Below are 24,969 nucleotides of genomic sequence, written 5' to 3' on the forward strand. Positions count from 1 at the left end.
TGTCGTACACTGAAACGGAGGTGCCTCCGGTTCGAGTTCCACAGTAAGCGGAGGATCCTCCGTTTAGCAAGTGGCGTACCCCATAGGAGTGATGAAGTGCGTGCAGACGCGGTCCGGAACCGGGGACTGCTGATCGAGGTGGCGCTCGACGCGTTCACCCACGAGAAGGACGTGACGCTCGGCGCGATCGCCAAGAAGGCGGGCGTGGGGATCGGCACGCTGTACCGGCACTTCCCCACCCGCGAGGCCCTGATCGAGGCCGTCTACCGCACGGAGCTCGAGAAGCTCTGCGACGCGGCGCCCGAACTGCTCGAGACCCACGAGCCCGAGGCGGCGCTGCGCGAGTGGATGAACCGCTTCATCGCCTACATCACGACGAAGCACGACCTCAAGGACGCGCTGCAGGCCGTCATCGCCCTGGGCGTCAACCCGTTCGAGCACAGCAGGGCCAAGCTGGTCGAGGCCATCTCCCTGCTGCTGGCCCCGCTGGACGCCACCACGGAGCCGCTGGACGTGATGACGATGCTGGTCGCCGTCGCCCAGAACGGTGACGAGACCCAGGCGAAGCGGCTGCTCGACCTGGTCATGGCCGGGATCCTCCACGGCGCCGGTCGAACCGCTCGATGAGCGCGGGCACCTCGCCGAGCAGGAACTCGTAGAAGTCGCGCATGTAGGCCAGCCGCTCCCGGGCGGGGCCCGGCCCGACCGCCTCCACCCCGCGCGCCACGGCGGCCAGGATGTCGTCGATCGGAGCGTGCTGCCTGCCGTACAACGTCGTCCACGCGCGGTCGCGCATCCGGTAGTGCTCGCGACGGCTGCCCGGCGCCGGCGCCCGCTCGACCAGGCCCATCTGCACGACCATCCTGATCGCACCCGACACCGACCCCGCGCTCGCCCCGAGCTGCGCGCTCAGGTCGCCCGCCGTCAGCGAGTCCTCGTCGGTGAACAGGAACGCCGCGAGCACCCGCGCGGCCATCCGCTGCATCCCGGCCCCGACCAGCGTCAGCGCCAGGTGCTCGGCGGCCTCCCCGCGGTCTGTCTCGCCCGTCACAGTCACCCTGTCTTCAGAAATTTCTGAACGTTCGCTAATCTCGATCCTAGGGGGAAGGGGCAGGTCATGGCCACAGCACTCGTCGTGGGAGCGGGCATCTCCGGCCTCGCCACCGCGCTCAGACTCACCCGCAGCACCTGGGACGTCGTCGTGCTCGACAGCGGCGCCCACCACGCCCCCGTGCTGATCACCGGCCCCGACCGCCACGCCGCCCGGCGCCTCGCCGCACTGCCCCACGACCTGCACTACGAGACCCGCCGCAGCAAGGTCACCGCACTGCACCCCGACCGGTTCGGCGTCACGGTCGCGTTCAACGACCACGAGGACGAGTGGTTCGACGTCGTCGTGTGCGCCCAGCCCTGCTGTGAGGCGGAGCGATTACCCGGTCTGCGCCTCGAAACCTGGTCACGCGACCACGTCGCCCTGCTCCACCGCGCCGTCCGCGACACCGGCCTGCCGCTCAGCGCCGCCGAACTGCTCGCCGACGCCTTCGACATCCACCCCGACGACCGCGCCGCTTTCGCCTGGTGGGAAACCACTTTGAAGCCACACGCAATTAGGCGGGCCTTTACCCGCGTCCGGTAACTGTGCGTCCCATGACCACGTTACGGAGACGTACCTTCATCGTGGGCGGCCTCGCGGGAGCGAGCGCCGGAGTTCTACTCCCCGCACTGGCCAACGCGATCGGGTACCCCTTCACCCTGGGTGTCGCGTCCGGCGAACCAGCCGCGGACGGGTTCGTGATCTGGACCCGCCTCGCCCCCAGCCCCCTGAACGCCGACGGCCTCGGCGGCATGCCGAACACCGCCACCGCCGTCGAGTGGCAGGTCGCCACCGACGAGCGCTTCACCAACGTCGCCCGCACCGGCACGTTCACCACCGCCCAGGCGAGCGCCCACTCCGTGCACGTCACCCTCACCGGTCTGGAGCCGGGACGCGAGTACTGGTACCGCTTCCGCACCGGCGGCCACATCTCCCCCGCCGGCCGCGCCCTCACCGCGCCGGCCGTCGGCACCCAGCCCGAGCTCACCATGCTCTTCGCCTCGTGCTCGCACTACGAGGAGGGCTACTTCACGGCCTACCGCCGGATGGCCGAGGAGCACCCCGACCTGATCCTGCACCTCGGCGACTACATCTACGAAGGCGGCGCCACCACCACGAAGGTCCGCCAGTTCGCGCCCTCCACCGAGATCAGCACGCTCGCGAACTACCGCGTGCGGCACGCCCAGTACAAGACCGACCCGGACCTGCAGGCCGCGCACGCCACCGCGCCCTGGCTCGTCGTCTGGGACGACCACGAGGTCGAGAACAACTACGCGAACCTCGTCCGCAACGACAGCAGCCCGGCCGGTGACTTCACGGCCCGCCGCGCCGCCGCCTACAAGGCCTACTACGAGCACATGCCGCTGCGGAGCGCCCAGGCGCCGACGGCGCAGAACATGCTGCTGCACCGCAGGGTCCGCTGGGGCAGCCTCGCCACGTTCCACATGCTCGACACCCGCCAGTACCGCGACGACCAGGCGTGCGGTGACGGCACGAAGGTCTGCCCCGAGGCCGACGCGTCGGCACGCACGCTCACCGGCACCTCGCAGGAGACGTGGCTGATCGACGGCCTGCGGCAGAAGCTCGGCACGTGGGACTTCCTGGGCCAGCAGGTGTTCTTCGCACAACGCCTCGCCGCGGCGGACGGGTCGAAGAGCATGGACTCGTGGGACGGCTACACCGCCAACCGCGCGCGCATCCAGAACGCCTGGGACACCAACGGCAACAAGGGCACGGTCGTGCTCACCGGCGACGTGCACCGCAGCTGGGGCGCGAACCTCATGCAGAACTACGGCACGCAGAACCGGATCATCGGCACCGAGCTCGTCACCACGTCGATCACGTCCGGCGGTGACGGCAACGCCGCCGACAACAGCCTCAACCCGACGCTGAACCCGCACGTGAAGTACTTCAAGAACCTGCGCGGCTACGTGAAGACCCGCACCACCTCGACGCAGATGAACGTCGACTTCCGCGCCGTCGACAAGGTCACCGTCCGCGACTACCCGGTCAAGACCGTCGGCAGCTACGTCGTCGAGGCCGCCAACCCCGGATTGCAGGCGCCGTGAAGACACTCCTGATCGCGAGCCTCCTGCTGGCACCCGCCCCGATGACGTGGTCCACGGTCAACAGCGACTCGACCGGTGACCAGGACAACGCGTCCGTCTCGGCCTCCCGCAACGGCTACACGGCCGTCGTCTGGGAGGACGACCGCGACACCACGGCCCCCGAGGACCCGGTCCACTCCGACGTCTGGATCCGTCTCTTCAAGGAGGGGACGCCGGTCTACGAGAAGAAGCTCTCCACCGGCGGCACGGGCACCTGGCGCCACTGGCAGCCCGACGTCTCGGTGCGGGAGGACGGCAGCGCCGTCGTCGTGTGGTCCGAGGACCCGGACGGCAACGGCTACTACAACATCGCGGTCCGCTCGGTCAGCGCGAGCGGCACCGTGTCGGGGTCCGGCACGGCCAACGCGAGCGCCGACGGCCAGCAGTACTTCCCGAGCGTCGCGGCCGATCCCGACAGCGGCGGCTTCGCCGTGGTGTGGGAGGACAAGCAGGGCACGAACCCGTCCACCACGCGGGTGAGCATGTTCGCGTCCATCGGCTCCAAGTCCTACGAGGCCCAGGTCAACAACGCGGGCGGCACCCACGCCAAGCCGCAGGTGGCGATGGGCGCCGCGGGCAACGCGGTGATCGTGTGGGAGGCCGACGCGAACGTCGCCCGCAAGATCGTCACCCCGTCGGGCGGCGTGAAGCTGGCGCAGACCACGACGGGACAGGGCACGCGTCCCGCCGTGGCGGCCAACTTCAACGGCGACTTCGCGGTGGCCTGGCAGCAGTCGGGGGTCCGCGTCCAGTCGTTCACCGCCGCCGGCGCCTCACGGGGCGCGGTGGCGGCGACGACCGGCGCCGACCCGCAGGTCGGCATCGACGACCAGCTCGGGGTCGCGGTGACCACGACCGAGGCGCAGGACGTCCACACGAGCGCCTACAACCCCGACGGCACCACCACGGGCCGTCCCGAACGGCAGCTCACGGTCTCGAACGCCACCGGCAGGCAGGACGAACCGGCCGTGGGCGTCGACCCGTGGGGCCGCGTCACCGTCGTCTACACCGACGACAACGACGGCAACGGGTTCGACCAGATCTACCTGGGCACCGGCCTGAGCACCCAGCAGTGGTGATCTAGCGGTGTGGCACTAACGCCGGTCGAGGGGCCTGCGTCGCTGGTGGACCTCCAGCAGCGACGCGGGCTTCCAGCCACCGGACACGTCGTAGGTGTCGGTGCCGGGCGGCACGATCTCGTCGATGCGGTCCAGCACGTCGTCGGTCAGCACCAGAGAAGCGCCTTCCAGCAACGACTCCAGCTGCTCCATCGTGCGCGGCCCGATGATCGCCGACGTCACCGCCGGGTGCGTCGTCGTGAACGCGATCGCGAGCGCCGGCAGCGACACCCCCATCTCGTCGGCCAGCTTCGCGAACTCCTCCACGGCGTCGAACTTCGCCGCGTTGCGCGCCAGCGACTCGTCGAACCGGTCGGGCGTCAGCGTCGCCCGGAACGCCTCGGCCGAGGCGCCCCTGCGGTGCCTGCCCGAGAGGAACCCGCTGGCCAGGGGGCTCCACACCAGCACACCCATGCCGAGCCGGTGCGCGGTCGGCAGCACGGAGCGCTCGATCCCGCGCGCCAGCAACGAGTACGGCGGCTGCTCGGACCGGAACCGCATCAGCCCGCGGTTCAGCGACACGTGGTAGGCCTCGACGATCTCCTCCGCCGGGAACGTCGAGCAGCCGAACGCCCTGATCTTGCCCTGCCGCACCAGGTCAGTGAGGACGGACAGCGTTTCCTCGACGTCCGTGGTGTAGTCCGGCCGGTGCACCTGGTAGAGGTCGATCCAGTCGGTGTCCAGGCGGCGCAGGCTGTCCTCGACGGCACGGGTGACGTAGCGGCGCGAGTTGCCGCTGCGGTTGCGCCCCTCCCCCAGCGGGAAGTGCACCTTCGTGGCCAGCACGACGTCGTCGCGCCGGCCCTTCAACGCCTTGCCGACGATCTGTTCGGAGTCGCCCGCCGAGTACATGTCGGCGGTGTCGACGAAGTTGATGCCCGCGTCGAGGGCGCGGTGGATGATCCGCACTCCCTCTTCGTGGTCGTTGTTGGCGACGGAGCCGAACATCATGGCGCCGAGGCAGTGGTGGCTGACCTCGATGCCGGTTCCCCCGAGAACGCGATAGCGCATGTTCATGCGGCCGAACCTACGAAGTAGAGCCGACTCTAGGTCAAGCCTATGCTCGACCACATGGGGCTGAGCATCGGACAGGTGGCCGAACGCACCGGACTGAGCGTGCACGCGCTGCGCTTCTACGAGAAGGAGGGCATCCTCGCGCACCAGGTCCACAGAGGACCGGGCGGCCGCCGCGTGTACACGGACCAGGACCTCGCCTGGCTGAAGATGTGCATCATGCTGCGCATGTCCGGGATGCCCGTGCCGGAGATCCGGCGCTACACCGACCTGGTCCGCCAGGGCGACGGCAACGAACTGCAGCGGCTGGACATCCTGAAGGAGCACCAGGAACGCGTCCGCGAGCAGATGGCGCAGCTGCAGGAGTGCATGGACCTGATCACGCACAAGGTCAGCGTCTACCAGGACTACGTCAATTCCATCGACGCCCGCGCGGTCGGCCAATAGTCTCGGTCGCATGCCTGTCGTGCTCTCGCTGAACGTCGCCCGCAAGACGGTCCCGGTCGGCTACGCCCGCGCGGGTGCCACCGGCATCGGCAAACGGCCGGTGGACGGACCGCTGAGGATCAGCCCGGTCGGCGCCAAGGGGTCGGCGGGCAGCGGCGTGGAGGGCGACTCGATCGCCGACTGGACCGTGCACGGCGGCGAGCACCAGGCCGTGTACGGCTACGCCCGCGAGGACCTCGACCGGTGGCAGTCCGAGCTCGGCGTGGCACTGGACAACGGCCAGTTCGGCGAGAACCTGACCACGCAGGGCGTCGACCACACGAACGCCCTCGTCGGCGAGCAGTGGCGGATCGGCACGGCGCTGCTGGAGGTCACCGGGCCGCGCATCCCGTGCCGCACGTTCGCCGAGTTCCTCGGGCAGCGCGGCTGGGTCAAGCGGTTCACCCGGGAAGCCCGGCCCGGCGCCTACTTCCGCGTGCTCGAAGCGGGTCTGGTCGGGCCGGGTGACGAGATCACCGTCGTGCACCGGCCCGGCCACGACGTCACCGTCGAGCTGGTCTTCCGCGCCATCACCACCGAGGCCGCGCTGCTGCCCCGGCTGCTCGCGGCCGGCGACGCGATGCCGCCGGACGTCATCGAGCTGGTGCACAAGCGCACCGTCGTCGAGCTCGACTCCTAGGCCGGGAAGTTCCGCACCCAGCGCTTCTGCCATGGTGTCTCGACGGCGCGGCGGTGGTAGTGCGCGCGCGTCCACGCCACGGCCTCGGCCGCCGGCACGCCCGCCAGCACGGCCAGGCACGAGATCACGGTGCCGGTCCTGCCGACACCGCCGCTGCACGCGACCTCGACCTTCTCGCCGGACAGCGCGCGGGCGTGCAGCGAGCGGATCAGGGCGATGGCGGCGCCGTGGTCGCGCGGCAGGCGGAAGTCCGGCCAGTCGATCCAGTCATGCGGCCACGGCACGTCGACCGGCCTGGGCTGCAGGTACACCCCGTAGTCGGGCCGCGGGTCCACGAGCCTGCCGTCGCGGAGGCCACGGCCCGTGATCACGGCTCCGTCGGGCAGTTCGATCGTCTTCAACGACTCCCCCAAAAAGCTCAAGCGAACACCAGTACGACGAGCGGCGGAAGTCCTTCCGCCACAACGCCTCCCCACGCCTGGTTGCGCGGGCGGCTCAGCGCCAGCTGGTCGGCGACGGCCAGCACCACGCTGCCCGCGAGCATGAACCAGCAGACGTAGAAGACGAGCGTACGGCCGACCAGTTCGTGCCCGCCGTGCAGTGCGACCAACCCGGCGACCAGGCCGCACGCCAGGAACAGGTTGTAGAACCCCACCCCGAACGCCCACAACCGGATCGCCGGGACGTGGTCGGCCGGCTGCCCGAACATCGACAGGTGCACCCGCCCGATCAGGAACGCCTCGCAGATCCACACCACCACGTGCACCAGCGCGGCGACGACGACGGCGACCTGCGCGATGGCACTCATTGCGTCACCCCGTGCCGGGCCAACGCCTCCAGGCCGTCGGCGGACAGGTCCCGGAAGAACGCCCCCATGGCCTCCCCGACGGCGAACGCCAGGAACTGCACCGACGGCGTGTGCACGGTGAACGTGTGCACAGCGCCGGGCGGGATCGTGATGGCGTCACCCGGTGACAGGTCGTACAGCTCGCCGTCGAGGAACACCGCCATGCGCCCGTGCACCACGTAGTAGGCCTTGGGCCACGGCGTGCGGTGCGGCGGCGCGGCCTCGCCCCGCGGCGCGTCCACCTCGAACAGCTCGTAGGCACCTCCCGTGGAGCTCCCCGGGATCCGGACGGTGATGGTCGCGTCGGGCACGGTCAGCACGGTGCCCTCGCCTGCGGTGGTCAGCACGCGAGAAAGCCTCGACGGCCCGGACGACCTGCTCCATCCCGGAAAACTGGGATCCCGGACCGTCCCGCGCGGGCGCATACTGCCAACCATGTGGGAGGGTCGGGCGCTCGGCGTGCGACGCGACGTCACGGCACTGGCGAGCGCGGGGCTCGACGTCGTCGAACTGCACCAGGCGGCCATCGCCCTGATCGACCAGCTGGTCCCGTGCGAGCTCACCTGCTGGGCCTCGATGGACCCCGTCTCCGGCGTGTTCGCCACCATGACCAGCGGCGTCAACCGCATCCCGCAGCAGTACGAACCGGTGCTCGCGAGCTGCGAGTACACCCCCGGCGAACCGCACACGTTCGCGTCGCTGGCCCGGCGTGGCGACACCGTGGCGCGGCTGGAGGACAAGCGGTGCGCGAGGCTCAACGAGGTCTGGCGGCCGCTCGGCCTGCGTCACGAACTGCGGTCGCTCTTCCGCGCCGGCGCCACCTGCTGGGGTGGCGCGGGAATGGTGCGCACCGGCGAGTTCAGCGAGCGCGAAGTGGAGTTCATGACCTCGGTGGCCCCGGCTCTCGGCGCCGCGACCCGCCTCGCGTCGCGCACCGCCGCCCGCGGGACGGGTGCGCCCGCCATCGTCGTGGTGGCCCGTGACGGCACGGTCCGCGCGTCGACGGCCTCCGCCGCCCGATGGCGCGACGAGTTGGAGGACGTCGCGCCAGGCCGGTTCACGGTGATGCTGCGCGCCGCCGCGGCGGGAGCACGCACCGGCTCGTTCCGGGCGAGGGTCCGCGACGCCCGCGGCGGCTGGATCCTGTTCGAGGCGAGCGAACTCCTCGGCGGCGACGGCGACGGCGAGGCGGCCGTGACGATCAGCCGGGCCTCCGCCGCTGATCTGCTGGGACTTCTGCTCGAGGCGCACGGCGCGAGCAGCCGCGAGCAGGACGTCTGCCACGAGGTGCTCGCCGGCCGGCCGACGTCCGGGATCGCGGCCCGGCTCGAGATCTCGCCCTACACCGTGCAGGACCACCTCAAGTCGCTCTTCGCCAAGTTCGGCGTGCGCAGCCGGGCGGAGCTGGTCGCGAAGCTGTCGTGGTGACCCCGGTGTTCAGCGGATGGCGACCTCCGGCCACAGGACCGTGACCGGAACCCCATTCGGTCGTAGACGGGGCGGAAGTCCTCGTGCAACGCCTCGCGGTACTCGGAGGCGGGCAGCACGGCCACGAGCACGCCGCCCGCGTCCAGCACGGCCTGGGCGAAGACGGCGTCGGCACCGTCGTCCAGGCACGACACACCGGTGAGGGAACCGTCCGCCACGGGAGGAGCCGCCCGCACGCCACCCGCCACCACCGCGCGGACCATCCGGTCGACCTCCGCCGACACCGCGGCGGACAGCCCTCGACGGCCGGCGATCGCGAGCCTCGTCATTCCGGCAGGACAGGGCGGTTCCGCTCCACGACGGCCAGGTAGTGGACGTTGGTCATGACGCCGAGGATGTTGCCGAACGGGTCCACCACCGACGCCGTCACGAACCCCTCGCCCCGCACCCGCGGCTCGTCGTGGGGCTTGGCCCCCAGCTCCAGCAGCCTCGCCAGCGTCGCGTCGAGGTCGTCCACGGCCCAGTAGAGGACCTGCCCGGCCGGCCCGTCGGACGGGGTCACCTCGAACCGGCGCTGGACGATGCCCAGTTCGGCCTGGTAGTCGCCGAGCCGGAACTCGACGTAGGCGAGCACGCCGTCCGGGGTGCTCCGCTCGAAGTACGCCTCGACGCCGAGGAACCGCGTGTACCAGGCGCGGGCCTCGGCCAGGTCGTCGGCGAAGTAGGACACGGTCGACATGCCTCGCAACATCACTGCCTCCAGAAAAGTTCGGGTCGGTGTGAGTTGAGCTTCGGCCGCAAAGTGCTCATCCAGTGAGCACTTTTGGCGGAGACTTCGGTACATGCGCGCTGACCGGCTCGTCGCCACCCTTCTCCTGCTGCAGGCCCGCGGGCGCATGACCGCGAAGGAACTGGCCGTGGAGCTCGAGGTCTCCACCGCGACCGCCCGCCGCGACCTCGAGGCGCTGTCCGCGGCGGGGGTTCCCGTGTACGCCCAGCCGGGCAGGGGCGGCGGGTGGGCACTCGTCGGCGGCGCCCGCACCGACCTCAGCGGGCTCACCTCGGCGGAGGCGCAGGCGTTGTTCCTGGTCGCGGGACCGGCGGCCGCGGTCGCCCCGGAGATCAAGTCGGCGCTGCGCAAGCTCGTGCGAGCGCTGCCGAGGACCTTCCGCGCGGACGCGCAGGCCGCTGCGGACGCGACGGTCGTCGACACCGCCGCGTGGGGTGAGGACACCAAGGACAGGCCCTCTCTGGTGGCTCAGCTGCAACGGGCCGTGGTCGAGCAGGTGCGGGTGCGGCTGACCTACCAGAAGCGGGGTGAGGCGCCGAAGGGGCGCGAGGTCGACCCGTGGGGGCTCGTCGACAAGGACGGCACGTGGTACTTCATCGCCGGGACCGCGGACGGGCAGCGCACGTTCCGGCTCGATCGCATCGCCGGCGTCTCCCTCACCGGCACACCCGCCTCCCGGCCCGCCGGCTTCGAGCTCGCCGGCGCCTGGGACGAGGTCGTCACGGCCGTCGAGGCGAAGCGCTCGGAGACGTCGGCGACCGTGCTCGTGCCCACCAGGTTCCTCGAGGTCTTCCGGCACCAGCACGGACGCCACTGCACGGTCCTCGGGGAGCAGGGCGAGCACACGAGGGTGGAGCTGACGGCACCGCGGCCGCTCGACATCGCCCGCAACGTCGCCGGCTGGGGCGGCTCGATCACCGTCGAGTCGCCGGAGGTGCAGGAGCACCTGGCCCGGATCGGCGCGGAGCTCGTCAGCCGATACCCGCGTGCCGCTCCAGGCGGGTCAGCCGAGCCATGATCGTCTCCAGCACCTTCGCCGCGTCGGGGGCGGCCTTCTGCTGCTTCTGGAGGTGGACGATGCCCGCGAGCGCCGTCTGGACCGCCCTGCGCGCGCCCTTGACCTCCACGCCCAGCTCCCGCAGCTCCGCGCCGCCGGGTCCGTCCGGTTCGGCGACGATGCCGAGCAGCAGGTGCTCGCAGCCGATGTAGTTGTGTCCCAACGCGATGGCTTCGACGACCGCGAGCTCCAGCGCGGCGGCTCCGTCGTCGGAGAACCCCTGGCCGGCGCCGTCCGGGACGGAGGTGGCCAGGCCGCGCGGGTCGACGTCCAGCGCGCGCAGGACGTCCAGCGCCAGGTTTCCCCCCTCCCCCACGATGCCGGCCAGGAGGTGCGCGGTGCCGAGCCCGGCGCCCCGCGAGAGTTCGGCGGCGATCTGCAGCGCGTTCCACGCTCGGGCGGTGAACTGCGGCAGGGTGTCGCGTTCGAGGTCTTCGACCGTGAGTGCCCGGATCGCGGCGATCCGCTTCACCGAGCCCTCGAGCGCCCGCTGGCAGATCGCCGAGACCGGAATGTTCATGTCCTTCACGGTCTCCGCGAGTTCATCGGGCAGATATACATTGATTTTTGGCATAACCCCATATGTACCCCCAGTAGGGGTTACAGTCAACGACGAACGCGGCAACCGTCACACTTGTGAGTGATCAGAGGGGACGGGAGCACCCGCGTGGAGGAGAGCAGCAGGCTCATCGGCAGCCGCTACCAGTTGAAGCAGAAGGTCGGCCAAGGGGCGATGGGAGTCGTCTGGCAGGCCTATGACGAGCAACTACACCGCGTGGTCGCCGCCAAGGAACTGCTCGCGCTCGACGGCCTCGACGACGCCAGGGTGGACCGCGCGAAGGCCAGGGCCATGCGCGAGGCCCGCCTCGCCGCCCGCCTGGAGCACCCCAACGCCATCCGCGTCTACGACGTGGTGGAGGAGGACGGCCGCCCCTGGCTGATCATGGAGTACCTGCCCTCCCGCAGCCTCGCCGCCGTCATCGCCGAGCAGGGCACGCTGCCGCCGCGCGAGGTCGCCCGCATCGGGTGCTACACCGCCGCCGCACTGGCCGCCGCGCACCGCCACGGCATCCAGCACCGCGACGTGAAGCCCGGCAACGTCCTGATCGGCGACCAGGAAGTCAAGATCACCGACTTCGGCATCTCCCGCGCCACCGACGACGGCACCGCCACCGCGACCGGCACGGTCGGCACCCCCGCCTTCTTCTCGCCCGAGGTCGCCCGCGGCGAGGACGCCGGTCTGCCCTCCGACGTCTTCTCGCTCGGCGCCACGCTCTACAACGCCGTCGAGGGCGGCCCGCCGTTCGGCACCGCGGACAACCACCTCGCGATGCTGCACCGCGTCGCCGGCGGTTCGATCATGCCCCCGGCCAACGCCGGCCCCCTGCTGTCCCCCGTGCTGTTCCGGCTGCTCGCGACCGAGCCCGAGCGCCGCCCGACCATGCAGGAGGCCGTGCACCTGCTGGCCGCCGTCGTCAACGAGACGCCACAGGCGTCCGAGGCGACGGTCGTCATCCCGGCGACCGTGCAGCTCCCGGTCGAGGCGCAGCCGCAGGAGAAGGCGAAGCAGGAGGCCGCGGCCGCCGCGGCAGGCCTGGTCGCGGGCGCGGCGGCGGCCGAGGCCGCCGGACTGACCGCGCCGCCCGCGAAGCCCGAGGCCACGCCCGAGGAGACCCCGGAGCCCGTCGCGGAACCGGTGGCGGAGCCCGTCGCGCAACCCGAGCCCGTGCCGGTCGCGGCGGAGGCGTCGACCGCGGAGCAGGAGCCGGTCGCACTGGTCGAGCAGGCACCGGTCGAGCAGGCACCGGTGGTGAACCCCACCCCGGTCCTCCCGCTCCCGGCCGACACGCCGCCCCCGCCTCCTGCGGAGCCCGGCGAGAACCGCCGCAAGTTCCCGCTGGTCCCCATCGCGATCGTGCTGCTCGTGATCGCCGTGGGCGTGGGCTCGTTCCTGTTGTGGCCCAAGGGCGACCAGAAGAACGCCCAGACGCCGCCCGGTGGTTCGTCCAGCCCGGGCACCTCGTCCAGCCAGCCGACGACGAGCCAGTCCCAGCCGCAGCAGCCGACGGACAGCCAGACGACACCCCCGTCGAACTCCGAGACGACGCCGCCCGCGAGCACACCCAGCCAGGCGCCGGAGCCTCCCGCGGGTCCGAAGAACGCCCAGGAGGCGATCACCGCCTACTACGCGCTCATTCCCGGCAACCTGGAGGCCGGTTACGCCTCGCTCACGGATCAGTTCAAGGCCGTGCGTGCACCGAGTTTCCAGGCCTACCAGACGTTCTGGCGCGACTACACCGCGGTACAGCTGTCGAACTTCGTCCCGCAGGGCGACAACGCCGTGACCGTGACGCTGCAGTACATGCAGGGTGCAGCGGTCGCCACGACCGAGACGCACACCTACACGTTCGTGCAGCAGAACGGGAAGTGGCTGATCAACAGTCAGGCATGATCGACCCCATGACTCGACGCGCACTCGTCACCGGAGCCTCCCGCGGCATCGGCGCCGCCATCGCCCACGCACTCGCGGAGAGCGGCCACCAGGTCGCCGTCCACTACCGCTCCGGCGCGGACGAGGCACGGCAGGTGGCCGAGGGCCTCCCCGGCGAGGGCCACGTGACCGTCCAGGGCGACCTGGGCGCGAACCAGGCCGAGCAGGTCGTGAGCGAGACCGTCGAGAAGCTCGGTGGTCTCGACGTGCTGGTGAACAACGCGGGCATCTACTTCCACCACAACATCTCCACGACCGGGTTCGAGGAGTGGCAGCAGGCGTGGCGCCGCACGATCGAGCTCAACCTGTACGGACCGGCCGATCTCACGTGGCACGCGGTCCGGCACATGGGCGAGGGCGGCCGCGTCATCAACGTCGGCTCGCGGGGCGCTTTCCGGGGTGAGCCGGACGCCCCCGCGTACGGCGCGGCCAAGGCGGGCCTGCACGCGATGACGCAGTCGCTCGCGCAGTCGCTGGCGCCGCAGGGCATCGCGGTCGCGGCCGTCGCGCCGGGGTTCGTGCGGACCGACATGGTCACCGAGCTGCTGGCGAGCCCGGCCGGTGAGGCGATCCGGGCGCAGAGCCCGTTCGGGCGCGTCGGCGAGCCGCGGGAGGTGGCCGCGGCGGTCGCCTGGCTCGCCTCGGAAAGCGCTCTCTGGGCCAGCGGCACGGTCATGGATGTGAACGGGGCCTCCTACCTGCGGTGACGTTTCCGCAGGTAGACCGGAACCAGTTCCGGTACCGGGCCGATCTGGCCGCAACCGGTCTAGACCACTAACGTCGCCATGGGCGCTCGACGAAGTGGAAGGCCTCCCCTGCAATGCGTTCATTCCGCTCACGCCTCGGTGCCGCCGGCCTCGCGCTGGCCGCCGCCGCGGCGACACTGACAGTCATGGCGCCTGCCGCGCAGGCCGCCTACCCCGCCGGGTTCAAGAGCGTCGGCTACATGCCGTCGTGGTCCGGCGACGTGAACTCCCTCCCCTACAACAAGCTCACGCACATCAACTACTCGTTCGTGCTGCCGAACGGCAACGGCACGCTCCAGGGCGTGCCGGACCCGGGCAAGCTGCAGACGCTGGTGAGCCGCGGTCACGCGGCGGGCGTCAAGGTCTCGATCGCGGTCGGCGGCTGGAACGACGGCAACGACTCCGCGTTCGAACAGCTGGCGGGCAACGCGAGCTCGCGCACCACGTTCGTCAACAGCCTGGTCAACCTCGTCAACCAGTACAACCTCGACGGCGTCGACATGGACTGGGAGTACCCGGATCCGGGCACCTCGGCGAACAACTACACCGCGATGATGCAGCAGCTCGGCAACGAGCTGCACAGCCGCGGCAAGCTGCTCACGGCCGCGGTCGTGAGTGAGGGCGGCACGGCGAACGGCGTGCAGCCCGCGGTGTTCGGCATCGTCGACTGGCTGAACATCATGGCCTACGACGGCGGCAGCCCGCACGCGAACTACGACTGGTCGATCGCGTCGGTCAACTTCTGGAAGGGCCGCGGTCTCCCGGCGAGCAAGGCCGTGCTGGGCGTGCCGTTCTACAGCCGCCCGACCTACGTCTCCTACCGCGACCTCGTCGCGCAGGACCCGGCCAACGCCAACCGCGACAGTTACAACGGCAACCAGTACAACGGTCTGCCGACGATCCGCCGCAAGACGCAGTGGGCGCTGGCCAACGCGGGCGGCATCATGAACTGGGAGCTCTCCCAGGACACGACCGGCAGCACCAGCCTACTCAACGCCATCTGGGAGACCGCGTCCGGCGGCAACCCCCAGCCTCCCACCGGCGGCACGATCACCGGTTTCGGCGGCAAGTGCGTGGACGTGGCCGCGGCGAACTCCGCCAACGGCAGCGCGGTGCAGCTCTACACCTGCAACGGCACCAACGCGCAGCAGTGGACCCGCAACGGCAGCACGTTGCGCGCCTTGGGCAAGTGCCTCGACGCGTCCGGCACCGCCAATGGCGCCGTGACGCAGCTGTGGGACTGCACGGGTGCGGGCAACCAGCAGTGGACGCTCGAGTCCAACGGTCAGCTGCGCAACGCGGCGTCAGGAAGGTGTCTCGACGCCACCGGCAACAGCTCCGCCGACGGGACCAGGCTCCAGCTCTGGGACTGCGCCGGAACCGCCAACCAGCGGTGGACCATCAACGCCTGATTTCAGGAACTTCAGGCCGATGACGCAGGCGATGATCCCGGTGAGGAACACGATCTTCCACGCGGAGACCGGTTCCTCGCCGGTGATCATCGCCCACGTCACCGTCAGGGCCGCGCCGATGCCGACCCACACGGCGTACGCGGTCCCGACCGGAATCCTCTTCATGCCGAAGGAGAGCCCGGCCATGCTCAGCGCGGCGGCGACCACGAAGAGCACGTAGGCCCCTTGGGACAGTGCCGTCGCCCAGACCGCCTCGAGCACGGCGCTCGCCAGCAACACGGCCCAGTACATCAGCTCACCACCTTCAGGCCCGCGACGCAGCCGATCAACGCGACCAGCAGCAACGCGCGCGCCACCCCGAGCTTCTCCTCACCGCGCAGCACCGCGACGAGCACCGTGAGCACGGCGCCCACGCCGACCCACACCGCGTACGCCGTGCCGACCGGGATCTCCCGCATCGCCCACGCGAGCCCGACGACGCTCAGCGTCATCGACACCGCGAACACCACCACCGGCCACGGCCGGCGGAACCCCTTCGAGGCCGCGAGCGCCGTGGCCCACACCGCCTCCAGCACCCCGGAGGCCACCAGCACGAACCAGTACATTGGTACGACCGTACCAGAACCGGCGGCTACGATCACCGACGTGGCCCCCAGCCTGGAGAACCTGCTGGTCGTAGGCGTCGCGTCGAGCGCCCTGTTCGACCTGAGCGCGTCCGACGCCGTCTTCTCCACCGAGGGCGAGGCCGCCTACCGCGCCTACCAGGAAGCACACCTGGCCGAGCCGTTCGCACCGGGCGTCGCGTTCCCGTTCCTCCGCCGGCTGTTGCGGCTCAACGCGCTGGACCCACTGGTCGAGGTCATCGTCCTCTCGCGCAACTCCCCCGACACGGGCCTGCGCATCCTGCGGTCGGCGGCCCACCACGGCCTGACGATCACGCGCGCGATCTTCACCGAGGGCCGCGCCCCGCACGAGTTCATGCCGGCCCTGAACATGTCGCTCTTCCTGTCCGCCAACGAGGAGGACGTCCGCAAGGCCACGCTGGCCGGCATGCCCGCGGGCCAGGTGCTCCAGTCGTCGTTCCAGGACGACGACGACCCGGCGCTGCGCATCGCGTTCGACTTCGACGGCGTGCTGGCCGACGACGCGTCCGAGCGGATCTACCAGACCGGCGGCCTCGACCGGTTCCAGCAACACGAGGCCACGAACGTCGTCACACCCCTGGACCCCGGTCCGCTGCGGAACTTCCTCGCGGGCGTCAACCGGATCCAGCGGGTCGCCGAGGACCGGGTGCGGGTGTCGGTGGTGACGGCCCGCTCGGCGCCCGCGCACGAGCGGGCGATCAACAGCCTGAAGGCGTGGGGGCTGACGGTGAACGACGCGTTCTTCCTGGGAGGGTTGAGGAAGGCGCCGATCCTGGACGTGCTGCGGCCGCACATCTTCTTCGACGACCAGCGGGGACACCTGGTCCCGACGGTGCCGTGCGTGCACGTGCCGTTCGGCGTGTCGAACGAGTGATCCGCGTGCCCTACCTCGTGAGTCCCGCCCTGCCAGCAGGTTCGTTGCGCGCAACCGACCAACCGCACCTCGTCGTCGACGACCACCTGGCGTTGCGGCCGTGGCGGGAGGAAGACGCCGAGACCGTGCGAGCCGCCTTCGCCTGCCCCGCCGTCCAGCGGTGGCACGTGCGGCGCATGGACACGCTCGACGAGGCACGCGAGTGGATCGCGACCTGGGCCACGTGCTGGCACGACGAGAAGGACGCCAGCTGGGTGATCGTCGACGGCGACAGGCCGATCGGTCAGGTGGGACTGCGCGGCGTCTCGCTGTTCGAGGCGACGGCGGGCGTGTCGTACTGGGTGCTGCCCGACGCGCGGGGCGCAGGTGTCGCCGTGCGCGCGACGCAGGCGTTGACGCGGTGGGCCTTCGACTTCGGCCTGCATCGACTGGTGTTGCAACATTCGACGGCGAACATCGCGTCGTGCCGGGTCGCCACCAAGCTCGGGTTCGCCGTCGAGGGGACGCTGCGCGGCAGCGCGCGGCACGCGGACGGGTGGCACGACATGCACGTGCACGCCCGGATGCGCACCGACGGCTGAGAGCCCCAATCGCGATCGTCGCGAAGCGACGATGAAACAACCCGGCTCGACACGGCCCGAAGGAAAGGCCCGGCCACCCCAACGGGATGACCGGGCCAGACCCCACCAACCTACTTCTTCAGACCCGCCTCGATCGCCCGGATGATCGCCGGCCGCAGCTCCGCCGCCGAGATGATCGCGTCGACCGCCCCGACCTCAACGGCCCGCTGCACGCTGTGCACCCGGTCGAACTCGGCCGCCATCTCGTTCAGCTTCTCCGTCCGCACCGACTGACGCGTGGAGGCCAGCTCAGCGGTCAACGCCGCCCGCTCGGCCCCGGAAGCCTCCGCCACCGCGGACTCCAGCTTCTTCACGCGCGGGTCGTTGGCCGTACGCCCGTCAACCTCACGAGCGAACACCACGGCCGCGGCAGGCGCGCCACCGATGACCGAGGCGAAGGAGCCCTCGACGGCCAGCACCGTCATCGACGGGTTCAGCGCCTTCGAGAAGACCACGAACGCGCCGCCGTGGTAGCGGGAGATCACCGTGAAGACGATCGGCCCGCGGAAGTTGACGATCGCCCGCCCGATCTCCGCGCCGTACTCGAGCTGCAGCTCCCGCATCGACTCCGGCGAGCCGTCGAAGCCGGACAGGTTCGCCAGCACCACGAGCGGCCTGTTGCCCGAGGCCGCGTTGATGGCGCGGGCCGCCTTCTTCGACGACTTCGGGAACAGCGTGCCGGCGGTGTAGGTGTCCGGGCCGTCGGTGGGCGGGAAGCCGGTGCGGGCGACGCCGCGCGACTCGATGCCCAGCAGGGTCACCGGGATGCCGCCGAGGTGGACGTCCTGGACGACGGCCGTGTCGGCGTCGGCCATGCCCGCCCAGCGCTCCAGCACCTCGTGGTCCTGGTCGCTCAACGCCCGCATGACCGTGCGGATGTCGAACGGCTTCTTGCGGTCCGGGTTCGCCTCGACGGAGAAGATCTCGCCGACCGTGGTGAACGGGCTGTCGCCGACCACGTGCGGGAAGACCGACACGTCACGGGAAACCGGGTCGCTCGAAGCAACTCGACGCGGGCCGGACTCGCCCGGTGCGATGTAGCTGTGCTCGTAGTGCGCCAGCAGGACGTCGAACGCCGAGCGCAGGTCCGGCGCCCAGTACTGCGCCTGGCCGTTCGGGCCCATGACGCGGTCGTAGCCGCCGATGCCGTAGTTGTCCTCGGCCGACACGCCGCCGGAGAAGTCCAGGGCCTGCTTGCCGGTCAGCACCATCGCCGAGTCCGGCGTCATGACCAGGATGCCCTTGGTGTGCATGAGCATCGTGGCCTCGGCGTTCCAGTACGGCTGGGCGCCGACGTTGATGCCGTTGACGACGACGTTGATCTCGCCACCGTCCTGGGTGAACTCGACGATCCGCTTCAGAGCGGCCGCGACCCAGTCCATGTTCTCGACACCGGAGCTCATCGAGATCTTCGCGCCGGACGAGAGCGAGAACCACTCCAGCGGCACGGACAACGACTCGGCCAGGTCGATCGCGTGGATCACCCGCGAGCACTCGGGCTCGGCCAGGGCGCCCAGCGACTTGGTCGGGTCGCCCAGCAGCACCACGCGCTTCATGCCCTCGGGGTACGCCGGGGTCGGGGTGGTCACCACACCGACGACGATGCCCGCCTTGTTGCCGCCGCGCGGGCGGTCGACCGGCACCAGGGCGCCGTCGACGAGGTCGTGCTCCACGAACGAACCGCCGTCGCCGACGAGCATGTCGACCAGCTCGTACGGGTAGATCGTGCCGCGCGACTGGGCGCGCAGGACGTTCTGGCGGTAGTCGTCGAGCGGCTGGATCGGCTCGGTCGGCGGCTGCACGAACGAGAACCGCACGCCCGAGCCCGCGTCGTTCGCGATCCGCACGCCGATGTCGGACAGCTCGCCGGTGACCGGGTCGCGGCGGCGCGCCAGGAACAGGACCTCCTCCAAGTCCAGCCCGGCCGTCGTGGGCAGCACGCGCTGGGCGATCGCGTCCAGGTCCTTCGAGCCGAGCTCGGTCGGCGGCCACGCGTAGAGCACCACGCGGTTGGTCGCGAGTCGGGTGCGGCCACCGGACTGCGCGCGGGCCCGGCGGATGCCGTCGAGGCAGGTCGCGAGGACGTCCTCGGCGGCGGGCAGGGCCACGATCCTGCCCTCGTCGTCGCGCAACGGCGTCAGGTCGCGGACCTGGCCCAGGGCGACGAGCCGCTCGTCGGACTTGTTCGCCTTGGCCACGGCGCGGAACAGGTACACGTCCTCGTCCACAGAGGACAGACGCGTGAGGTCGAACTCGCGCAGCCGCTCGAGCTGCATGCGTTCGGCGATGCGCGGGTGGAGCCCGCGCACCAGCCTCTCCTCCGCGAACCCGCCGGACGACGGGCGGAACGTGAAGTGGTGGTGCATCGACTCGCCGCGACGGCCCGCCACCGTGGTGGTGATGCGGGTGATCGTCGGCGGCAGCTGGTGCGCGGCGAGGGCGGCGCCGAGACCGGCGGCCATCTCGTCCTGGTCGGTCGGGCCGTCGGCCCAGTTGACGTAGAGGTCCGCGACGACGGCGCTGCCCTCGGCGTGCTTGACGACGTCCCCGATCGCGTCGGTCAGAGACGGGAACTCCACCGCGGTCGAGACGAGACGCGTCTGCTCCGGCTCGTTCTCCGCGAGGAAGAACGCGCCGCTCACGCGCGGGTTCTCCAGCGCCTTCTTGGTGTAGTAGCGGCGGGCCAGCACCTCCAGCAACGGGGTGTTGTCCGCGCCGGGCTTGCCGATGCGCTGCCCGAGCAGGCGCACCAGCGGTTCCGCCGACGCCACCATCGCGACGATCCGCTCCTCGCGGTCCGCCGCGCGCGGGTTCGCGTCGAGGTGGATCAGGTGCCTGCGGACCTCGGTGTGCACGCGGGCGCGGGTGCGGCGCAGCAGCGGCTGCGCGAACCAGGTGAACACGACGCTGCGGGCGAGGTCGGCCACCTGCGGGTAGCGGACCTGCGTCGCGGCGATGATGTGCTCCAGCACCAGGCCGACGCGCACGCGCTCGGACTCGACCGGTGGCGCCTCCTGCACCCACTGGCGCAGCAGGGCCGTCGCCACGGCCGCGTCGAACACGCCGCGGCGCAGCGCCACGAAGATCCGGAAGACGGCCTGCTCCAGCTCCGGCGTGCGGTCGAGCTCGGTGATGCCGTAGTGGCCGATCACGTTCGCGAGCCGGGCGCGGAAGCTCTCCGGCAGCGCCGCGCGGTCCGCGTCGAGCGTCTTCAGGTACGTGTGGAAGTGCTCGCGCGGGGAGTGGATGTGGTTCTCCGGCTTGGTCTCCTCACCGGCCGGGCGGTTGCGCGAGAGGTCGCTCAGGTCGGCGAAGATGCCGAGCAGCTCGGCCTCCGCGACCAGCGGCCGCTCCTGCAGCTCGAGCCGCGCGCTCATGTAGTTCGACAGCACGCGCGCGGTCTCCAGCGCGGTGGTGTCGAAGCCCAGCAGCAACGCGCGCAGGTCCTCGAGACCGCGGGCGGCGAGCTCCTCCGGCCGGACGTCCGCGGGCGGTTCGGGCAGCTCCAGCTCGACCGACGACTCGGACTTCGCCACCTCGGCGGCACCGGTCTCGTCCTCGACCTCCTCCAGCTTGAGCAGCGCGCCACCGGCGGGCACCTGGGTGCCGACGACGACGTTGAGCTCCTTGAGCCGGGCGCGGAACGGCGCGCGCAGCACCGTCTCCATCTTCATCGCTTCCAGCACGAGCACCGGTGCGCCGGCCTCGACCTCGGCACCGACCGCGAGCGGCGTCGCGACGACCAGCGCGGGCATCGGCGAGCGCAGCACACCGCCCTCGTCCCGGGTGACGCGGTGCGTGACGCCGTCGACCTCGACCTGGTGGACCGGGCCGTGCGTGCCGGTGACGACGCGGAACCGCGTGCCGTTGACGGTGATCTGGCCGACGTGGTGGTCGAACCGCTCGACGTCGACGTCCCCGGTCAGCACGGTCTCGGAGTCCGCGGCGGCCACGCCGACGCGGTACTTCGCGGCACCGACGCGCGCGACGTTGACGACGTACGGCTGGCCGCGCAGCACGAACTCCAGCTTGGCCGCGCCCTCGTGGTTCGTGCGCGGCTGACCGCCCCGCGACGACGCCAGCAGCTCGGCGCGGTTGATCTGCTCCTCGTCCTCGTAGACCTCGATGGCCGCCGCGGCGAGCGCGATCGCGGAGTGGCGGTGCGAGATCAGGCCGCCGTCGGCGCGGACGCGGTCGATCCACGAGGTGTCGGCCGAGCCGTCGATCACGGCGGGCTCGTCGAGCAGGTCGAGCACGAAGCTCTTGTTGGTCGTGCCGCCCTCGATGATGACGGTCGTCTCGGCCATCGCGCGGCGCAGCTTGCCGAGCGCCTCGTCGCGGTTGCGGCCGTAGGCGATGATCTTCGCGATCATCGAGTCGAAGTCCGCGGGGATCTGCGAGCCCTCGGCCACACCGGTGTCGACGCGGATGCCGGGGCCTGCCGGGAGTTCCAGACGAACGATCGTGCCGGGGCACGGCGCGAAGTCGCGGTCCGGGTCCTCGGCGTTCAGGCGCGCCTCGACGGCGTGGCCCTGCTCGACCGGCTTCTCGCCCTCGAGCCTGCCGCCGCCCGCCACGTGCAGCTGCGCCTTGACCAGGTCGAAGCCCGTGGTGATCTCGGTGATCGGGTGCTCGACCTGCAGGCGGGTGTTGACCTCGAGGAACGCGAAGAGCTTCTCACCGGGGTGGTAGAGGAACTCGACGGTGCACGCGCCGCGGTAGCCCACCGCGTTCGCGAGGCGCTCGGCCGAGGCCTTCAGCTCGTCGACCTGGTGCTGCTCCAGCACGCAGGAGGCCGACTCCTCGATGATCTTCTGGTTGCGCCGCTGCACCGAGCAGTCGCGGACGCCGAGCGCCCACGCCGTGCCCTGGCCGTCGGCGATGACCTGCACCTCGACGTGCCGGGCGCCGGTGACGAGGCGCTCCAGGAACATCACGCCGGAGCCGAAAGCGCGCGCGGCCTCCAGGCTGGTGCGCTCGAAGTTCTCCTCCATCTCGGCAGGAGAGGTGATCTTGCGGATGCCCCGGCCGCCACCACCGGCGGTCGCCTTGAGCATCAACGGGTAGGTGACCTCCTCGGCCACCTTCAGGGCGTGCTCGAGGTTCTCGACGGCACCGCGCGACCACGGCGCGACGGGGACGCCGACCTCCTCGGCGATCAGCTTCGAGCCGATCTTGTCCCCGAGCTTGCGCATGGCCTCGGCGGACGGGCCGACGAACGTGACGCCGACCTTCTCGCACAGCTCGGCGAACTCGGGGATCTCGGCGACGAAGCCCCAGCCGACCCACGCGGCGTCGGCCTTCGTCTCGACGAGGGCGGTCTCCAGCACCTGCAGGTTCAGGTACGGACGGTCCGCCGCCAGGCCGAGGTTGTAGGCGAGGTCGGCCTCCCTGACGAAGGGCGCCGACTTGTCGACATCGGTGTACAGGGCAACGGTCTCGATCCGTTCCCCTGACTCGGCGGCGAGCTCACGGACGGCGTGGATCAGCCGCATTGCGGCTTCCCCGCGGTTGACGATCGCTACACGACTGAACAACGACTTGGCTCCTCGCGGACATTACGACCTCAGCGGCACACGCCGCTCAATCGATGTACACACTCTCGTCTACTACCCGGTAGCAAAACCGCTAGATCGGAACGAGTTGAGCAGCGTGCTTTGTATGAAACCAACAAGGCACCAGGTCCTCGGCACAGCCTCACTTGAGCCCGTGTCCCAACTCACCACCGCTCTCGCTGCCCACCTGTGACCATCCGATCACAGCGGCGACAGCGAGCGGTAATGCCGCGGTCACCAGAGCGGAACGGACCGACAGCGCGTCGGCCAGCACGCCCCCTGCCAGCGCGCCGGCCGGTTGCCCCACCCCGAACGTCATCATGCGCCCGACCAGGCCGACCCTCCCCTGAAGATGATCAGGGGTGATCAACTGACGCACCGTGATGCCGTTGACGACGACGACCGTCGAGGTCAGGCCCCACAGGGCGACGCCGAGCACGGCGAGCCACCACGCCTGCGCCCCCACCAGCAGGCCCAGCACGCCCACGCCGGCGGTGAGCCCGGTCGCGGTGACGCGGCGGGGCTCGCAGGCGTCGCTGATCGCGGGCATGAGGGCGGTGGCGGCGAACGACCCGGCGGCCAGCGCGCTGAACAGCACGCCGACGCGCGGATCGTCCTGCGGGACGTCGAACCCGCGGAAGGCGTAGACGACGAGGAGCCCGGACACGGCGCCGCCCGCGACGGCCTGACCGAGACCCAGGCCGAGGAAGAGCCGGACTGTGGATTCTCTCCACAGGAACTCGAGTCCTTCGCGGATGTCGGCCCCGAGGACCGTGCGCGGCGGCCGCGAGGTGGTCATCGGCCGCAGGATCGTCCGCACGAGCGCCGCGGACACGGCGAAGCTCACCGCGTCGAGCGCCATCGTCCCGGCGGGCCCGTGGATCGCGAACAACACCCCCGCGACCGACGGGGCCGCGATGTGCACAGCGGTGGCCGTGCTCCAGACCGCGCTGTTGGCGCGCACGAGGTTCTCGCTCCCGACGAGCGCGGGCAGGGCCCCGAACGCGGCCGCGTCGAACCAGACACCGACGCTCGCCACCCCGCCCGCCACCAGCATCAGGTGCACCGGCGTCAGCGCGCCGAAGGCGGAGGCGACGGGCACGCTGGCCAGCAGCCCGGCGCTGACCAGGTCCGTGACCACCATGACCGCGCGCCGGTGCACCCGGTCGGCGAGCGCGCCCGCGACCAGCCCGAACACCAGGTAGGGGGCCGCGGTCAGCGCCGCGAGCGCCGCCGTGTGCGCGGCGCTGCCGGTGAGCGAGTACATCAGGACGGGCAGCGCGACGCCCGACAGCGCGGACCCGGCGTTCGAGATCGCCCTGGCGAGCCAGAACCTCCTGAACTCCCGGTCCTGCCAGAGGGTCACATCAGGACTGCGGAACCCTGATCACGGTCCCCGGGCTGATCACGTTGGGGTCCGTGATGACGTGCGGGTTGGCCCGCACCAGCCGCGTGTAGAGGTTGCCGGAGCCGTAGAAGTGCGTGGCGATCGACCACAGCGTGTCGCCGGCCTTGACCACGTACTCCTGGTAGACCCGGTACCCAGGCACGATCCGCGGCCCGTACACCACCGGCACGATCACCTTGTCGAGCTCGGCGCCGTCCTCCGGTGACTCCCAGAAGACCTCGACGAAGAGCCGGTCGAGCGCGAACGACGCCCCCGACACGTCGACCCGCACCTGGAACTGGCCGTGGCCGCCGACCCCGTCCCCGGCGCTGAACCCGCCGGTCACCTCATCGTGCCCCTCGTGCACGCGGTACCGGAACCGCGCCTCGAACGCGCCGCCCGCGGTGCCGGCGATGTGCACCTGGCCGCCGACGAGGCCGAGCGGGCGGGGCTGTTGTACGTCGATGGACATGTCTCCCCCTTCCTCCACCCGTAAGTCGTGAGGGGCGGGGGGTGCGTTGCCGGGGTTCACCCCGGTGGCGCAACGGTGGTGGAGGTCGGAGTCGAACCGACTCTGCACAAAAGCTCCCGTTTTACAGACGGGCGGGGCTCCACAGCCCCCTCTCCACCCTTGTTCGAACACATTTCTTCACACGCGA

The 24,969-nt window shown here is 70.8% G+C and carries 26 protein-coding genes and 1 tRNA gene; 13 read left to right on the forward strand and 14 right to left on the reverse strand.

Annotated features, from left to right (window positions below; translation table 11 throughout):
* Positions 1-96 precede the first annotated feature (96 nt).
* On the forward strand, positions 97-627 hold the full coding sequence (locus BMY74_RS06890; RefSeq protein ID WP_218159543.1) for a TetR/AcrR family transcriptional regulator: 531 nt from the start codon (positions 97-99) through the stop codon (positions 625-627).
* On the opposite strand, the gene BMY74_RS06895 is transcribed toward BMY74_RS06890, so the two are convergent.
* A complete protein-coding gene (locus tag BMY74_RS06895) occupies positions 584-1,051 on the reverse strand; it encodes a GbsR/MarR family transcriptional regulator (protein ID WP_245785948.1) in 468 nt (155 codons plus the stop codon). The two genes, BMY74_RS06890 and BMY74_RS06895, sit on opposite strands and share 44 nt — an antisense overlap.
* Before the next feature lie 66 nt (positions 1,052-1,117).
* On the opposite strand from BMY74_RS06895, the gene BMY74_RS06900 reads away from it, so the two are divergent.
* The 3 genes from BMY74_RS06900 to BMY74_RS06910 are packed head-to-tail and all read left to right on the forward strand — an operon-like array spanning position 1,118 to position 4,280.
* Positions 1,118-1,636: an FAD-dependent oxidoreductase gene (locus BMY74_RS06900; protein WP_089911322.1), complete on the forward strand. Its 519-nt coding sequence runs from the start codon at positions 1,118-1,120 to the stop codon at positions 1,634-1,636.
* A gap of 11 nt (positions 1,637-1,647) precedes the next feature.
* Positions 1,648-3,162, forward strand: a complete 1,515-nt coding sequence (locus BMY74_RS06905; RefSeq protein ID WP_089911325.1) for an alkaline phosphatase D family protein — start codon at positions 1,648-1,650, stop codon at positions 3,160-3,162.
* Positions 3,159-4,280 (forward strand): hypothetical protein, encoded by a 1,122-nt coding sequence (locus BMY74_RS06910; RefSeq protein WP_245785949.1) that lies wholly within the window; start codon positions 3,159-3,161, stop codon positions 4,278-4,280. The genes BMY74_RS06905 and BMY74_RS06910 overlap by 4 nt, the downstream gene beginning before the upstream one ends.
* Before the next feature lie 15 nt (positions 4,281-4,295).
* Here the strand turns inward: BMY74_RS06910 and BMY74_RS06915 are convergent, their stop codons facing one another.
* On the reverse strand, positions 4,296-5,330 hold the full coding sequence (locus BMY74_RS06915; protein WP_089912575.1) for an aldo/keto reductase: 1,035 nt from the start codon (positions 5,328-5,330) through the stop codon (positions 4,296-4,298).
* A gap of 60 nt (positions 5,331-5,390) precedes the next feature.
* Between BMY74_RS06915 and BMY74_RS06920 the strand changes: the two genes are divergently transcribed.
* Together BMY74_RS06920 and BMY74_RS06925 are read left to right on the forward strand one after the other, a co-directional pair.
* Entirely contained in the window at positions 5,391-5,780 is a 390-nt protein-coding gene (locus BMY74_RS06920) for a MerR family transcriptional regulator (RefSeq protein ID WP_218159544.1), read from the forward strand.
* Positions 5,781-5,790: 10 nt separating this feature from the next.
* Complete coding sequence (locus BMY74_RS06925) at positions 5,791-6,459, forward strand: MOSC domain-containing protein (protein ID WP_089911335.1); 669 nt, start codon at positions 5,791-5,793, stop codon at positions 6,457-6,459.
* Here BMY74_RS06925 and BMY74_RS06930 read toward each other — a convergent pair.
* The 3 genes from BMY74_RS06930 to BMY74_RS06940 are packed head-to-tail and all read right to left on the reverse strand — an operon-like array spanning position 6,456 to position 7,653.
* Complete coding sequence (locus BMY74_RS06930; RefSeq protein ID WP_089911337.1) at positions 6,456-6,872, reverse strand: protein-tyrosine phosphatase family protein; 417 nt, start codon at positions 6,870-6,872, stop codon at positions 6,456-6,458. The two genes, BMY74_RS06925 and BMY74_RS06930, sit on opposite strands and share 4 nt — an antisense overlap.
* Positions 6,873-6,877: 5 nt before the next feature.
* Positions 6,878-7,267 carry a DUF1304 family protein gene (locus BMY74_RS06935; protein ID WP_089911341.1) on the reverse strand — a complete coding sequence of 130 codons (390 nt, stop codon included), beginning with the start codon at positions 7,265-7,267 and terminating at the stop codon, positions 6,878-6,880.
* Positions 7,264-7,653 carry a cupin domain-containing protein gene (locus BMY74_RS06940; protein ID WP_245785950.1) on the reverse strand — a complete coding sequence of 130 codons (390 nt, stop codon included), beginning with the start codon at positions 7,651-7,653 and terminating at the stop codon, positions 7,264-7,266. The genes BMY74_RS06935 and BMY74_RS06940 overlap by 4 nt, the downstream gene beginning before the upstream one ends.
* Before the next feature lie 88 nt (positions 7,654-7,741).
* Between BMY74_RS06940 and BMY74_RS06945 the strand changes: the two genes are divergently transcribed.
* Positions 7,742-8,734, forward strand: coding sequence for a helix-turn-helix transcriptional regulator (locus BMY74_RS06945; RefSeq protein ID WP_089911347.1), 993 nt, complete (start codon positions 7,742-7,744; stop codon positions 8,732-8,734).
* On the opposite strand, the gene BMY74_RS44845 is transcribed toward BMY74_RS06945, so the two are convergent.
* Together BMY74_RS44845 and BMY74_RS06955 are read right to left on the reverse strand one after the other, a co-directional pair.
* Entirely contained in the window at positions 8,647-9,063 is a 417-nt protein-coding gene (locus tag BMY74_RS44845; RefSeq protein ID WP_089911351.1) for a hypothetical protein, read from the reverse strand. The two genes, BMY74_RS06945 and BMY74_RS44845, sit on opposite strands and share 88 nt — an antisense overlap.
* Positions 9,060-9,473 carry a VOC family protein gene (locus BMY74_RS06955; protein ID WP_245785951.1) on the reverse strand — a complete coding sequence of 138 codons (414 nt, stop codon included), beginning with the start codon at positions 9,471-9,473 and terminating at the stop codon, positions 9,060-9,062. The genes BMY74_RS44845 and BMY74_RS06955 overlap by 4 nt, the downstream gene beginning before the upstream one ends.
* A gap of 103 nt (positions 9,474-9,576) precedes the next feature.
* On the opposite strand from BMY74_RS06955, the gene BMY74_RS06960 reads away from it, so the two are divergent.
* Complete coding sequence (locus tag BMY74_RS06960) at positions 9,577-10,542, forward strand: helix-turn-helix transcriptional regulator (protein ID WP_089911357.1); 966 nt, start codon at positions 9,577-9,579, stop codon at positions 10,540-10,542.
* Here the strand turns inward: BMY74_RS06960 and BMY74_RS06965 are convergent.
* Positions 10,496-11,101, reverse strand: a complete 606-nt coding sequence (locus BMY74_RS06965) for a Clp protease N-terminal domain-containing protein (RefSeq protein ID WP_218159545.1) — start codon at positions 11,099-11,101, stop codon at positions 10,496-10,498. The two genes, BMY74_RS06960 and BMY74_RS06965, sit on opposite strands and share 47 nt — an antisense overlap.
* Before the next feature lie 147 nt (positions 11,102-11,248).
* Between BMY74_RS06965 and BMY74_RS44850 the strand changes: the two genes are divergently transcribed.
* The 3 genes from BMY74_RS44850 to BMY74_RS06980 all read left to right on the forward strand — a co-directional run bounded on the left by BMY74_RS44850 (position 11,249) and on the right by BMY74_RS06980 (position 15,230).
* A complete protein-coding gene (locus BMY74_RS44850) occupies positions 11,249-13,033 on the forward strand; it encodes a serine/threonine protein kinase (protein WP_177229610.1) in 1,785 nt (594 codons plus the stop codon).
* Positions 13,034-13,041: 8 nt separating this feature from the next.
* On the forward strand, positions 13,042-13,779 hold the full coding sequence (locus BMY74_RS06975) for an SDR family NAD(P)-dependent oxidoreductase (protein WP_089912578.1): 738 nt from the start codon (positions 13,042-13,044) through the stop codon (positions 13,777-13,779).
* Positions 13,780-13,964: 185 nt separating this feature from the next.
* Positions 13,965-15,230, forward strand: a complete 1,266-nt coding sequence (locus BMY74_RS06980) for a glycosyl hydrolase family 18 protein (protein WP_218159546.1) — start codon at positions 13,965-13,967, stop codon at positions 15,228-15,230.
* Here BMY74_RS06980 and BMY74_RS06985 read toward each other — a convergent pair.
* Together BMY74_RS06985 and BMY74_RS06990 are read right to left on the reverse strand one after the other, a co-directional pair.
* A complete protein-coding gene (locus BMY74_RS06985; protein WP_089911366.1) occupies positions 15,123-15,521 on the reverse strand; it encodes a DMT family transporter in 399 nt (132 codons plus the stop codon). The genes BMY74_RS06980 and BMY74_RS06985 overlap by 108 nt on opposite strands.
* On the reverse strand, positions 15,521-15,835 hold the full coding sequence (locus tag BMY74_RS06990; protein ID WP_089911369.1) for a DMT family transporter: 315 nt from the start codon (positions 15,833-15,835) through the stop codon (positions 15,521-15,523). Before BMY74_RS06990 ends, BMY74_RS06985 begins: the two co-directional genes overlap by 1 nt.
* Positions 15,836-15,875: 40 nt before the next feature.
* On the opposite strand from BMY74_RS06990, the gene BMY74_RS06995 reads away from it, so the two are divergent.
* The gene (locus BMY74_RS06995; RefSeq protein ID WP_089911373.1) at positions 15,876-16,748 is read left to right on the forward strand and encodes a 5'-nucleotidase; all 873 of its coding nucleotides are present in this window, start codon (positions 15,876-15,878) and stop codon (positions 16,746-16,748) included.
* A 44-nt stretch (positions 16,749-16,792) separates the two neighbouring features.
* Positions 16,793-17,329, forward strand: coding sequence for a GNAT family N-acetyltransferase (locus tag BMY74_RS07000; RefSeq protein ID WP_245785952.1), 537 nt, complete (start codon positions 16,793-16,795; stop codon positions 17,327-17,329).
* Between the two features lie 110 nt (positions 17,330-17,439).
* Here BMY74_RS07000 and BMY74_RS07005 read toward each other — a convergent pair whose 3' ends face one another.
* The 4 genes from BMY74_RS07005 to BMY74_RS44855 form a co-directional block, all read right to left on the reverse strand.
* Positions 17,440-22,905, reverse strand: coding sequence for an ATP-binding protein (locus BMY74_RS07005; protein WP_089911377.1), 5,466 nt, complete (start codon positions 22,903-22,905; stop codon positions 17,440-17,442).
* 160 nt (positions 22,906-23,065) lie between these two features.
* On the reverse strand, positions 23,066-24,289 hold the full coding sequence (locus BMY74_RS07010) for an MFS transporter (RefSeq protein ID WP_089911381.1): 1,224 nt from the start codon (positions 24,287-24,289) through the stop codon (positions 23,066-23,068).
* A gap of 1 nt (position 24,290) precedes the next feature.
* Positions 24,291-24,782 carry a Gmad2 immunoglobulin-like domain-containing protein gene (locus BMY74_RS07015; protein ID WP_089911384.1) on the reverse strand — a complete coding sequence of 164 codons (492 nt, stop codon included), beginning with the start codon at positions 24,780-24,782 and terminating at the stop codon, positions 24,291-24,293.
* Between the two features lie 76 nt (positions 24,783-24,858).
* A tRNA-Tyr gene (locus BMY74_RS44855) sits at positions 24,859-24,940 on the reverse strand.
* Positions 24,941-24,969 lie beyond the last annotated feature (29 nt).

Origin of the sequence: Lentzea albida (assembly GCF_900111005.1) — a bacterium.
In the GTDB taxonomy this organism is placed as follows: domain Bacteria; phylum Actinomycetota; class Actinomycetes; order Mycobacteriales; family Pseudonocardiaceae; genus Lentzea; species Lentzea albida.